We start from the raw sequence: 12,380 nt of genomic DNA, 5'->3' as shown, positions 1-12,380 counted from the left end.
GCCGCGACGCCTTGCCGCCATGGGACTCTTTGCCTCTTTGCTTGCGCTGTTCGGCTGCGACCAGCAGAAGGTCGATGAAGCCATGAAGAAGGCGGGCGACACCGCCCGCAACACCTGGAACGCGATCAAGCCCGACAGCGAGCTGTTCAAGGGCATCGTCCCCGGCCAGTCCACCGAGGAAGACCTGCGGCGCCAGGCCGGCAAGTCGGAGATCGTCTGGGAAGAAGCGGACGGCGGGCGCCGGCTTGAATACCCGCGCGGCCCAGAGGGCACCACCACCTGGATGGTCACCATCAGCGCCGATGGCAAGGTCGCGAAGATCGAGCAGGTGCTGTCAGCCGAGAACTTCGCACGCGTGCGCGCCGGCATGAGCAAGGACGACATCCGCCGCCTGCTGGGCAAGCCCACCAAGGTGGAGGCATTTGCGCTGAAGAAGGAAGAGGTGTGGGGCTACCGCTGGATGGAAACCTCTACCGACAAGGCCTTCTTCAACGTGCATTTCAACAGCGACGGCACCGTCACCACGACCTCGCGCAGCGACGATCCGTCGAAGATGCAGGGCGGCTGACGCGCGCCCCTTTTTCATTCTGAAACGGGTTCTTAGTGAAGCAGGTGGCAGGCGGCCACGTGCGCCGGCGCAGCTGAGCCGGCGGCCGGGTCCAGCCGCAGCATGAGGGGGATCTCGGTGGCGCAGGCCGGCACCGCCCGCGGGCAGCGCGGATGGAACTTGCAGCCCGCTGGCGGGTTCAGCGCCGAGCCGATATCGCCCAGGATCAACCCCTCGGCCGGCTGGTGGTCGGGGTCGGGCCGCGGCGCCGAGCCCAGCAGTGCCTGCGTGTAGGGGTGGCGCGGGGCGCTGAACACGGTGGCGCTGGGCCCGCTTTCGGCCATATTGCCCAGGTACATCACGCCCACGGCCGAGCTGAAGTGCTCAACCAGCGCCAGGTCATGGGCGATCACCACGTAGGCCAGGCCGAAGCTGCGCTGAATATCGGACAGCAGGTTGACGATCTGCGCCCGGATCGAGACATCCAGTGCCGAGGTGGGCTCGTCCAGCACGATCAGCCGTGGCTGCAGCGCCAGTGCGCGCGCCACGGCAATGCGCTGGCGCTGGCCGCCGCTGAACTCGTGCGGATACAGGTCCAGCGCGCCGGGCGGCAGGCCGACGATCTCCAGCAGCTCCAGCAGCCGCCGGCGCAGCGCGGCGCGGTCGCCGCCCTGGCCGTGCGCAAGCAGCGGCTCGGCCAGCAGCATGCCCACTTTCAGGCGCGGATTGAGCGACGAGGACGGATCCTGGAACACCGCCTGCACCTGGCGCCGGTAGGCCAGAATGCCCTTGCGCTCCAGCGCCAGCACGTCCTGGCCGTCGAAGCGGATGGTGCCGGCGCTGGGGCGCTCAAGCAGCAGCAGCTGCCTGGCGATGGTGGTCTTGCCGCAGCCGGACTCGCCCACCAGCGCATAGGTCTGGCCGGCATCCACGGCAAAGCTGACGCCGTCGACGGCGCGCACCGTGCCGCCGCCGCGCGCGGGGAAATGCTTCTTCAGGTTTTCGACTTCGAGCAGCATGGCGCCTCCTGTGTTGCCGTGGCTCAGCCAACCGAAGCCAGCCAGCAACTGACTTTGTGGCCGGATTCAAGTTCGATCTCGGGGGGATAGGCGTCATCGCACAGCGGCTTGCGGTGCGGGCAGCGCGCCGCGAAGCGGCAGCCGTGCGGCGGGTCGATCAGGCTTGGCGGGCTGCCCTGGATGGCGTAGAGCCGCTCGCGTTTTTCGCCGAAGTGGGGAATGGCCTGGAGCAGGGCCTGCGTGTAGGGATGGGCGGGGCGCTGGTACAGCGTGCGCACATCGCCGGTCTCGACAATGCGTCCGGCGTACATCACCGCCACCCGGTGGCAGATGCTGGCCGCCACGCCCAGGTCGTGCGTGATCAGGATGATGCCGACACCGGTCTGCGCCTGGATCTTGCGGAACAGCGCCATGATCTGCACCTGGATGGTCACGTCCAGTGCCGAGGTGGGCTCGTCCGCCACCAGCAGGCGCGGTGCGCTGGCAATGGCCATGCCGGTCACCACGCGCTGGCGCATGCCGCCGCTGAACTGGTGCGGATAGTCGTCCAGCCGCGTCTCGGGCGAGGGGATGCGCACGCTGTCCAGCACCTGCACCACCTGGCGCCGCCGCGCCGCGCGGCTGTCGGCGCGGCCGTGGTAGCGCAGCGGCGCGCCGACCTGGTCGCCGACGGTGAAGACCGGGTTCAGCGAGGTCAGCGGATCCTGCGAGATCATGGCGATCTTGCGGCCGCGGTACTGCGTGCTCATGGTCTTTTCGGGCAGCTGCAGCAGGTCCACGCCATCGAGCAGCACCTTGCCGCCCAGGTGCACGCCGCCCTGGCGCGGCAGCAGCCGCAGGACGGACAGGATGGTCATGGACTTGCCGGAACCGGATTCACCCACCACGCCCAGGGTCTCGCCCTCATGCACGTGCAGGTCGACCCCGTCCACGGCGCGCACCGTGCCGCGGCGCAGTTCGAGGTGCGTGGTCAGCCCCTGCACCGACAGCATGGGGGTGCCGTGGGCGGCGGCGGGCGCCGGTGACGGGCGTTGCGCCACATGCGCCACCTTATGGTCGGGGCCGGTCATAGCTGCCTCCTTTTCGGGTCGAAGTGGTCGCGCAGCCAGTCGCCCAGCAGGTTGGACGCCAGGCAGGTGGCCATGATGGCCAGCCCGGGCATGGTGATAGCCCACCACGCGTTGGTGATGTAGTTGCGCGCATCGGCCAGCATCAGCCCCCACGACACGTCGGGTTGCTGGATGCCCAGGCCGAGAAAGCTGAGCGAGGCCTCGAAGATGATCACCTGGCCCACCTGCAGCGTGGCCAGCACCAGCAGGGTATTGAGCAGGTTGGGCAGCAGGTGGCGGCGGAAGATGGTGAGCGTGCCGCAGCCGGCCACGCGCGCCAGCGCCACGTAGTCGCGCTGCTTGAGCGACATCACCTCGCCGCGCACGATGCGTGCGTACCAGGTCCAGTAGGTCACCACGATCACCAGCACCACGGTGTTGAAGCCCGGGCCCAGCACCGCGGCCAGCACCAGCGCCAGCGCCAGCGCGGGGATCGACATCTGGATATCGACCAGCCGCATGATGAGTGCGTCCAGGCGCCCGCCGAAGTAGCCGGCCAGCATGCCGGCGGCGGTGCCGATGCCGCCCGAGATCAGGATGGCGTACAACGCCACCACCAGCGAGATGCGCGTGCCGGCCATGATGCGCGAGAGCAGGTCGCGTCCCATGTTGTCGGTGCCCAGCGGATAGGCCCAGCTGCCGCCCGCCAGCCAGGCCGGCGGCTGGAAGGCCAGGCCGAGGTCGAGGCCGTTGGGGTCGTGCGGCAGCAGCGCCTCGCCGCCGGCGGCGCAGACCAGCAGCACCGGGAAGATTGCCAGCGCAAACCAGGGCAGGCCACCCAGGTCACGCCGCTGGCGCTTGCGGGCCGGCGCCGCCGGGGCGCTGGCAGGAGGAACGGCGATCTCAGGCATGGCGGATCCTCGGGTCGATCAGGCCGTAGCTCAGGTCGACCAACAGGTTGGACAGCACGAACAGCACGGAGGTGAGCATCACGCCCGCCTGCACCACGGGAAAATCGCGCGCGAACACGGCCTCGACCACGGTGCGGCCGACCCCTGGCCAGGCAAAGATGACTTCGACCACGAAGGCGCCGCCCAGCATCGCCGCGAAGTACACGCCGAGGATGGTCACCAGCGGAATGGCCGCGTTGCGCAGCGCGTATTTCCAGATCAGCACGCCCTCGGGCAGGCCCATGGCGCGGCCCATGCGGATGTAGTCGCTGTCCAGCACATCCAGCATGGCCGAGCGCACCACGCGGGTCTGCGCGGCCACCGGATACCAGCCCAGCGCAATCGCGGGCAGCACCAGGCTGCTCCACGAATCGCGCCCGAATGCGGGCAGCCAGTTCAACTGCACCGCGAAGAACAGGATCAGCAGCAGCCCGACCCAGAAGTTGGGCATGGCCTGGCCAAGCATGGCGAACACCTTGGCAAAGCGGTCGAACCAGGAGCCGCGGTAGACCGCCGACAGCACGCCGAACGGCACCGCCATGGCAATCGAGAAGCCCAGTGCGGCCAGCGCCAGTTCCACCGTGGCCGGCAGCCGCTCCAGGATCAGCCCCAGTGCCGGTTCCTGCCAGCGGTAGGAGTTGCCGAAGTCGCCGGTGACGGCATGGCCGAGGAAGACCAGGTACTGCGCCACCAGCGGCTGGTCCAGGCCGAGATGGCGGCGCGTTGCCTCGATCACCTGCGGCGGCGCGTCGGCCGGCAGCAACAGGGAAAGCGGGTCGCCGGACAGGCGCGAGATCAGGAAGATGATCACGCTCGCGCCAAGGATGCTGATCAGGCCGTGCAGCAGGCGTTTTGCAATAGGCATGACAGGCTCCGTCGGAGATTCGTCAGCGGGGATGCCGCGTCCGGCGCGCAGGGCCGGGCGCGGCGGCGGATCAGCGCTGCTTCCAGCTGACTTCCTGGAATGAGCGCCAGTAGTCGCGGATGGGCCAGGGCACGTAGTTGATCTTGTTGTCGCGCCAGGCAAAGGTCACCAGCGGCCGGTAGGTCGGCAGGCCGCCCAGCACGCGCTCCTGCTTGAGCCGCGCGATCTGGCGCAGCAGCGCGGTGCGCGCCGCGGGGTCCATGGTCTGGCGCTGCTTCTCCAGCAGCGCGTCGACCTCGGGGTCGCTGGTGTAGGAGTAGGTGCCCCAGCCGCCGCCGCCCTGGTAGCTGTGCAGGTGGCCGGACCAGGCCAGTCCCGGGTCGCCGGGCAGGCCCTGCGACCACATCCAGCTCAGCACGCCATCCATCTCCGGCGGGCCCGGGCGGCCGCGCTTGCCCAGGCTGATCCAGGCGCCGTATTCCAGGTTGCGCACCTGGCAGCGGATGCCCACGGAACTCAGGTAGGCATACATGGCTTCGCCCACTTCCTTCACGCCCGGTTCGCGCGGCGTGGTGAGGTTGTAGCAGGGGGTGTCGAAGCCATTGGGATAGCCGGCCTGCCTGAGCAATTCACGCGCACGCTTCTGGTCGAAGGCGTAGGGCTTGAGTTCGGGGTCGTAGCCATTCGACTCCTTGCCCACCTGCGCATAGCGCTCGCCCTGGCCGAACAGCACGCGCTTGATGATGGCGTCGACATCGATGGCATGCGCGGCCGCCTGCCGCACGCGCACATCGTTGAACGGCGACTTCGGCATCTGCGTGTTGAAATTGAGAAAGAGGTTGTTGCCGCTCACCAGCGTGACGGTCTTCACCCCCGGCATCTTCTTGAACTCTTCGACCATCGACGGCGGCACGTTGTCGATGAAATCGACCTTGCCGGTCTTGAAGGCCGCCACCCGGGTCAGGTCCTCCGGAATCACCTTGATGGTCAGGTCCTTGATGCCCGGGCGCTTCTCCTTGTTCCAGTAGCCGCCAAAGGCTTCCAGCTTCAGGTCGTCCTTGACCGTGCGCGAGACAAACTTCCACGGCCCGGTGCCGACCGGCTTGCGGGCGAACTCTTCTTCGCCGACCTTCTGGATGTACTTCTTGGGCATGGCCCACAGCTGCATGTTGCCGACGATGAACTGCGCATCCGGCTCCTTGAAATGCAGCTTGAAACGGTGCGCATCCACGATCTCGAAACGCTCGACTGACGAGACATAGTGCGAGAAGAAGCTGCTCTTGGGGTCGCGCTGGCGTTGCCAGGAAAACTCGAGGTCCTCGGACGTCAGCGGGTCGCCGTTGTGGAAGCGCACGCCCTTGCGCAGCTGCACGTCAAGCACGGGCTTGCCGTCCTTGCCGGTTTCCAGCTTCCAGTTCTCCGCCAGCCAGTTCTCATCCTTGAGCGCGGCATTGCGGCGCACCAGCATCTCGAAGATCTGGCCGACAAAGTAATGGTCGACGCCGGCCGAGATCTTGACCGGATCGAGCGTGGTCGACTCCGCGCCGAAGGCCACGGTGAGGCTGCCGCTGGCCGGGGCGGCGGGTGCGGCGTGGGCCGCGGGGATGGTGGCGGCGGCCAGCATGCCGGCCAGCAGGCGGCGCCGGGCGGCGTCGGTCAACTTCACTTGCATGGTGCTCCTCCTGTTGCGCCGTCTGGGGGGCGGCGCTGTTGGTGTGAACCACGGATGCGCTCAGCGCGCAAAGCTGCCTTCCAGCTGGCGAACCACCTCCAGCAGGCGCGGGCGCACTTCGTCGAGCAGGAATGACGGGGACAGCCGGAATGACGGCCCGCCCACGTTGATGGCCATGGGCGGCATGCCATGGCCGGGCTCGAAGCCGCGCGCAATGCCGTTGACGTCCGGCTGCCAGTCGCCCATGGAGCAGGTCACGCCCAGGCTGAGGTGGTCCGCCAGGCCCTGTTCGATGCCCTGGCGCAGGCGCGGCCACGCCATGTCGTCGACGTCGCGCACCTGTTCCATGAAGGCCTGCCGCTGTTCCTGCGGCACCACCGCCAGCCAGGCGCGGCCGATGGCCGAGGTGGCGACGGGAATGCGCGAGCCGGTATCGAGCGTCAGCGCAATCGCGGCGCAGCTGCGGCAGTGCTCGACATAGATCATCGAGAACCGGTCGCGCGTGCCCAGCGACACCGTGCCGCCGGAAAAATCCGCCAGCTCCTGCATCAGCGGTCGCGCCACCTTGCGGATGTCCAGCCGCGACAGCATGGCGCTGCCCAGCCGCAGGCAGGCCGTGCCCAGGCTGTACTTGTGGCTGCCTTCGGCCTGCGCCAGGTAGCCCAGCCGCGTCAGGGTGGAGGTCAGGCGCGATACGGTCGACTTGGGCAGCCCGCAGCGCCGGGCGATCTCCTGGTTGCCCAGCACGCGGTCGCTGGTGCGAAAGCAGGCCAGCACTTCCAGCCCGCGCGCCAGCGCGGTGACGAAGTGGCGGTCTTCCTTGATGGTGCCGGTGGATCGATCCTGCATGGCCGATGGCTCCCTCGTTGTGCCGTTGCACGCCGGCCGCGCTTGCTCGACGCGCAGGCGTGCGGGACGCGCGCGCGGCGTCCTCGTCCGGTACGGCGGTACTACCCGGCAGCGATCCCCGTTCAGCCGCCGGCCTCGGTATCCAGCAAGGCCTGCAGCTCGACCTTGCGCACCTTGCCGGTGGCGGTCAGCGGGAACTCGCGCAAGATGCGGATCTCGGGCACCTTGTAGACCGCCATCTGCTCGCGGCACCATGCATGCAGCGTGTCGGCAGTGATGCCGTCGGCGTGCTCGGGGCGCAGGCGGATAAAGGCCACCGGGACCTGGCCCTTGTCCGGGTCGGGGCGGCCCACCACGGCCGAGCCCAGCACCGCCGGATGGCGCGACAGCAGCACCTCCAGCTCGGACGGGAACACGCTCATGCCGCGCACCTTGAGCATCTCCTTGCGCCGTCCCAGGAAATGCAGGTAGCCCGCCTCGTCATAGGCACCGATATCGCCGGTGCGGAACCAGCCGTCGCGGAACACCTCGGCATCCACGCCGGGGCGGCCCCAGTAGCCCTTGAACAGCGATGGCGTGCTGACCACGATCTCGCCTTCCTCGCCGACCGGCAGCACCGCGCCGGTGTCGAAGTCGCAGATCTTGATGCGCGTGCCTGGCACCGGCAGCCCGACAAAGACCGGGCGGCCGCGCAGGTCCATGTCATCATCCTGCATGCCGGTGGTGAAGGTGTCGCTGGTATGGGTTTCGGTCATGCCCCATGCGCCCTCGGCAATGATGCTGCCGGTCAGCGCGTGCCAGCGCTCGCGGATATCAGGCGTGATCTTGCGGATGAACGAGGCCGCGCGCGTATGCTGGAGCGAGCGCAGGTCGTAGCGGCCGCAATCGGGGTGGTTCATCAGCTCGACCGCGTTGTCGACCACCACGAAGGTGCGGTTGACGCGATAGCGCCCGATTGCGGCCATCACCGCCACCGGATCCCAGCGCGCCAGCAGCACCACGGTCGCGCCGCTGAAGATCGGGTAGATCAGCCCGAGGTTCTCGCCCGCGATCCAGAACATCGGCAGGAAGTTCAGCATCACGTCGTCGGAGCCTTCGGCCAGCCGTTGCGCATCGACACCGCCGGTGAGCGCGTAGGAAGCCGCCGCGGTGTAGACCATGTCGCGCTGCGTGTGCATGCAGCCCTTGGGCAGGCCGGTGGTGCCGCCGGTGTAGTTCAGTGCGGCCAGCGCATCCATGTCGACCGGGGGCAGTACGACCGGTTCGGTGTCGCGCAGCGCCTGCAGCAGGTCGACGGTGCCTTCCACTGCCAGCGCAGGCGCTTCCAGGCCGGCTGGCAGCGGCAGGGTGGGCAGTGCCGGCAGCATCGCGCCGGCACTGGTGGTGTACACGGTGTGCAGCCGGGTCTGCGCGCGCACCGACATCAGCAGCGGCGCCAGCTGGTCCTGCACGATGACGGTGGTGGCGCCGGCATCGTTCAGCTCATAGACCAGCTCCTGCTCCTTGAAGAGCGGGTTGACCGGCACATACACTGCGCCCAGCTTCAGGATGCCGTAGAAGACCACGTGGAACTGCGGGCAGTTGCCCATCATCACCGCCACCCGGTCGCCCGCGCCGACGCCGCTGCCCTTGAGCAGCGCGGCGCAGCGCTCGGACAGGTCGTCGAGCTCGGCGTAGGTCACGGTGGTGCCGTACCAGACCAGCGCGGCATGGTCCGGACGCTTGCGTGCCCACGCGCGCAGGTAGTCGCCCAGCGGGGCCTCGCCATGGGGGTAGACCGGTGCGTCGGGCAGGCCGGCGGGCCAGATCCTGCGATGCCGGGCTTCCAGGTCCTCGAAGAACGCCTGTTCGTTCATCTGCTGTCTCCTCTTGCTGTCGCTCTGGTTCTGTCCGCCGCCGTGCCTACCAGGCGTCGACGAAGGTGCGCATCGGACGCTGGGGATTGGCGGCGCCAGCCTCGAGCCCGCTGACCACCCACTGGCGGGTCGCGGCGGGGTCGATCACGGCGTCCAGCTCCAGCGCCGCCGCGGCGTTGATGGCATGGCCGCGCTCGTACATCTGCGCCACCAGCTGCTGGTACAGCGCATCGCGCTGGGGCCCGGCCGGCAGGGCTTCCAGTTCCTTGCGGAAGCCCAGCCGCACCGCGCCCTCCAGGCCCATGCCGCCGAATTCGCCGGTGGGCCACGAGACCGTGAAGGTCGGCGCGCGGAAGCCGCCCGCGGCCATCGCCATCGCGCCCAGGCCGTAGCCCTTGCGCAGCACCACCGCCAGGAACGGCACGCGCAGCTTGGCGCCGGCGACGAACATGCGCGACACATGGCGCACCTGGGCGCGGGCCTCGACCTCCGGGCCCACCATGAAGCCCGGGGTGTCGATCAGCGATACGATCGGCAGCCCGTGCGCATTGCACACCTGCATGAAGCGCGCGGCCTTGTCGGCGGCATCGGCATCGATGGCGCCGCCAAGGTGGCGCGGGTTGTTGGCGAGAATGCCCACGGGCCGGCCTTCGATGCGCGCCAGCGCGGTGTGGATGCCGGTGCCGAAGCCTGCGCGCAGTTCCAGCACGCTGCCGGCGTCGGCCAGGCCGGCGATGGCGGCGCGCGTGTCGTAGACGCGCAGGCGGTTCTCTGGCACGACCTGGCGCAGCGTCAGGGCGTCAGGCGCCTGCCAGTCGTCGACGGGGCCCTGGAACATCGACAGGTAATGCCTGGCCGCGGCCACGGCGTCGGCCTCATCGTCGACCAGCAGGTCAACCACGCCGTTGTGGTACTGCACCGTGGCCGGGCCGATATCCTCGGGCCGGAACACACCCAGGCCGCCGCCTTCGATCATGGCCGGGCCGGCCATGCCGATATTGGCGTTGCGCGTGGCGATGATCAGGTCGCAACAGCCCAGCAGCGCGGCATTGCCCGCAAAGCAGCGCCCGGAGGCGATGCCCACCACCGGCACTTCACCGCTCAGCTCAGCGAAGGCGGCGAACGACGGCTGGTACAGGCCGGCCACGGTGGGGAAGTCGATGTCGCCCGGGCGGCCACCGCCGCCTTCGGCAAAGATCACCGTCGGCAGCCGGTTCTGCAGGGCCACCTCCAGGATGCGGTCGGTCTTGATATGGTTGCGCTTGCCCTGGGTGCCGGCCAGCACGGTGGCGTCGTAGGCCAGCACCGCGCAGCGCGCGCGCTCCGGTGCGAACAGGCTGCCGTTGACGGCGCCGGTGCCGGTGATCAGGCCGTCGGCAGGGGTGTTGGCGATCAGGTCGGCCTCGCTGCGCCGGCTGGCCTGTGCCGCCAGCGCCAGGCCGCCGTACTCGCGGAAGCTGCCGGCATCGCACAGGTCGTCGACGTTCTCGCGCGCGGTGCGCTGGCCGCGCGCATGGCGGCGTGCCACGGCTTCGGGGCGGGCCGCGTCGTACAGGAAGGCATGGCGGTCGAGCACGCGCTGCAGGTCGGCGCGGATCGCGGCCGGGTCGGCGTGCTCGGCTTTGCCGGCGGCATGTGCGCCGGCGTCGGCCGGCTCCAGCACCAGCATGACCTGGCCCTCGGCGACTTGCTCGCCGCAAGCGGCGCGCAGGTCGATCACGCGGCCGGCGCGCTCGGCCACGATGGCGTGCTCCACCTTCATGGCATCGAGCACGGCCACGGCCTGGCCGGCCTTGACCAGGTCGTTCTCGCGCGCCAGCTCGATCACGCGTCCGTTCATCGGCGCGCGCACCGCGCACAGGCCTTCGCCCAGCAGTTCCTCGAAGCTGGCCGTGCTGGCGGGCGCCGCCACGTTGTGGGCGCTGCCGCCCGCCAGGGCCTGCCGCGCTGCGTCATGCGCGGCAATCTGCGCGGCGCGTTCCAGCAGTCCGGGCAGGGCCGCTTCGACATAGCGCGTATGCACGTGCTGGCTGGCAAAGTCCTCGCGCTCGGCCAGCGCCCGCAGCAGGTCGAGGTTGGTGGCGATGCCGCCGATATTGAATTCCGCCAGCGCGCGCTGCAGGCGCCGCACCGCGTCAGCGAAGTTGTCGCTGGCGGAGGTGACGATCAGCTTGGCCAGCAGCGTGTCGTAATGCGCGGACGGTGCATAGCCGGTATAGCCGTGGGTGTCGACGCGCACGTCCGGCCCGGTGGGCGGATCAAAACGCTCCAGCCGCCCTTGTGCCGGCCGTGCCAGCCCTTGCGCATCGGTGGCCTCGGCATTCACGCGCACCTGGATGGCATAGCCGCGCACGCGCGGCGGGTGTTGCGGGTCCAGCCCCAGTTCTGCCAGACGCCGGCCTTCGGCCAGCCCCAGCTGCACGGCCACCAGGTCCACGCCGGTGACCTGCTCGGTGACAGTGTGTTCGACCTGCAGGCGCGGGTTGGCTTCGATAAAGACAAAGGGCAAGGCCGCGCCATCGCGGCGCGCGCTGTTCTCGGGCTCTTCGACCAGGAATTCAAACGTGCCCAGGCTGCGGTAGCGCGCTTCGCGCGCCAGCGTGCAGGCGGCATCGACAATGCGCTGGCGCAGCGCCGGATCCAGCGCCGGGCTGGGCGCGATCTCGACCACTTTCTGGAAACGGCGCTGCAGCGTGCAGTCACGCTCGCCCAGTGCGATCACGTGGTGGCCGTCGCCGGCGATCTGCACTTCAATATGGCGCGCGCGGGCCACCAGCCGCTCGGCGTAGATGGCATCGATGCCGAAGGCCGAGCGCGCCTCGGAGCGGCAGCGCACATAGGCTTCGGGCAGGGTGTCGCGCTCGCGCACCACGCGCATGCCGCGCCCGCCGCCGCCGCCCACCGCCTTGAGCACCACGCCGGCGCCGTCCTGCTCGTCGAAGAAGGCGGTCACCGCATCGAGCGTGGCGCCGCCCGCGGTGGCTGGCATCACCGGTACGCCGCAGCGTGCGGCCAGCGCCAGCGCGCGGCCCTTGTCGCCGAACAGGGCCAGTTGCTCGGGCTCGGGGCCGACAAAGACGATCCCGGCAGCGGCACAGGCGCTGGCAAAGTCGGCGCGCTCGCTGAGAAAGCCATAGCCAGGGTGGACGGCGTCGCAGCCGGTGGCGCGCGCTGCGCTGATGATGGCGGGGATGTCCAGATAGGCGGCGGCCCCCTGGCCCTGCAGCGCGACAGCTTCGTCGGCCAGCAGGCGGTGCCGGCTGGCATCGTCGTCGGTGGCATAGACGGCCACGGTGGCGATGCCAAGGTCTCGTGCGGCGCGCTGCACGCGCAGCGCGATCTCGCCACGATTGGCGATCAGGAGCTTCTTCACAAATGTCCCCTTCCGTGCGAAGCGGCTTCGCGCAACCAGGGTTGCATGGCCGGCTTCTGTTTCTGTGGTTTGTGATTCTGCGAGGTGGAATCTACGCGGCTCGTCCAGGGGTCACAAGCGCGATGCGCCGGAACCATGTATGACATGCCGCGCGTGCATAGCGCGGGAGCGAGGGGAAGGGGAGGTGCTGCCCGTCTTGT

The 12,380-nt window shown here is 69.2% G+C and carries 9 protein-coding genes; 1 reads left to right on the top strand and 8 read right to left on the bottom strand.

Going from position 1 to position 12,380, the window contains the following annotated elements; genetic code table 11:
- Positions 1–19 precede the first annotated feature (19 nt).
- A complete protein-coding gene (gene bamE, locus A3A5_RS0114565) occupies positions 20–568 on the top strand; it encodes an outer membrane protein assembly factor BamE (protein ID WP_018311299.1) in 549 nt (182 codons plus the stop codon).
- A 32-nt stretch (positions 569–600) separates the two neighbouring features.
- Here bamE and A3A5_RS0114560 read toward each other — a convergent pair whose 3' ends face one another.
- The 8 genes from A3A5_RS0114560 to A3A5_RS0114525 all read right to left on the bottom strand — a co-directional run bounded on the left by A3A5_RS0114560 (position 601) and on the right by A3A5_RS0114525 (position 12,180).
- Positions 601–1,566 (bottom strand): ABC transporter ATP-binding protein, encoded by a 966-nt coding sequence (locus A3A5_RS0114560; protein WP_018311298.1) that lies wholly within the window; start codon positions 1,564–1,566, stop codon positions 601–603.
- A gap of 23 nt (positions 1,567–1,589) precedes the next feature.
- A complete protein-coding gene (locus A3A5_RS0114555; protein ID WP_018311297.1) occupies positions 1,590–2,636 on the bottom strand; it encodes an ABC transporter ATP-binding protein in 1,047 nt (348 codons plus the stop codon).
- Positions 2,633–3,526, bottom strand: coding sequence for an ABC transporter permease (locus A3A5_RS0114550; protein ID WP_018311296.1), 894 nt, complete (start codon positions 3,524–3,526; stop codon positions 2,633–2,635). The genes A3A5_RS0114555 and A3A5_RS0114550 overlap by 4 nt, the downstream gene beginning before the upstream one ends.
- The gene (locus A3A5_RS0114545; protein WP_018311295.1) at positions 3,519–4,430 is read right to left on the bottom strand and encodes an ABC transporter permease; all 912 of its coding nucleotides are present in this window, start codon (positions 4,428–4,430) and stop codon (positions 3,519–3,521) included. Before A3A5_RS0114545 ends, A3A5_RS0114550 begins: the two co-directional genes overlap by 8 nt.
- 70 nt (positions 4,431–4,500) lie before the next feature.
- Positions 4,501–6,102, bottom strand: a complete 1,602-nt coding sequence (locus A3A5_RS0114540) for an ABC transporter substrate-binding protein (protein WP_018311294.1) — start codon at positions 6,100–6,102, stop codon at positions 4,501–4,503.
- A 60-nt stretch (positions 6,103–6,162) separates the two neighbouring features.
- Positions 6,163–6,951, bottom strand: coding sequence for an IclR family transcriptional regulator (locus A3A5_RS0114535; RefSeq protein ID WP_018311293.1), 789 nt, complete (start codon positions 6,949–6,951; stop codon positions 6,163–6,165).
- Positions 6,952–7,073: 122 nt separating this feature from the next.
- Positions 7,074–8,807 (bottom strand): AMP-binding protein, encoded by a 1,734-nt coding sequence (locus A3A5_RS0114530; RefSeq protein WP_018311292.1) that lies wholly within the window; start codon positions 8,805–8,807, stop codon positions 7,074–7,076.
- A 46-nt stretch (positions 8,808–8,853) separates the two neighbouring features.
- The gene (locus tag A3A5_RS0114525; RefSeq protein WP_018311291.1) at positions 8,854–12,180 is read right to left on the bottom strand and encodes a carboxyl transferase domain-containing protein; all 3,327 of its coding nucleotides are present in this window, start codon (positions 12,178–12,180) and stop codon (positions 8,854–8,856) included.
- Between the last annotated feature and the right edge of the window lie 200 nt (positions 12,181–12,380).

The sequence above is a fragment of the Cupriavidus sp. UYPR2.512 genome (assembly GCF_000379565.1).
GTDB lineage: Bacteria > Pseudomonadota > Gammaproteobacteria > Burkholderiales > Burkholderiaceae > Cupriavidus.
The sequence above is the reverse complement of the archived record's forward strand: the minus strand, read 5'-3'. Positions and strand labels throughout refer to the sequence as shown.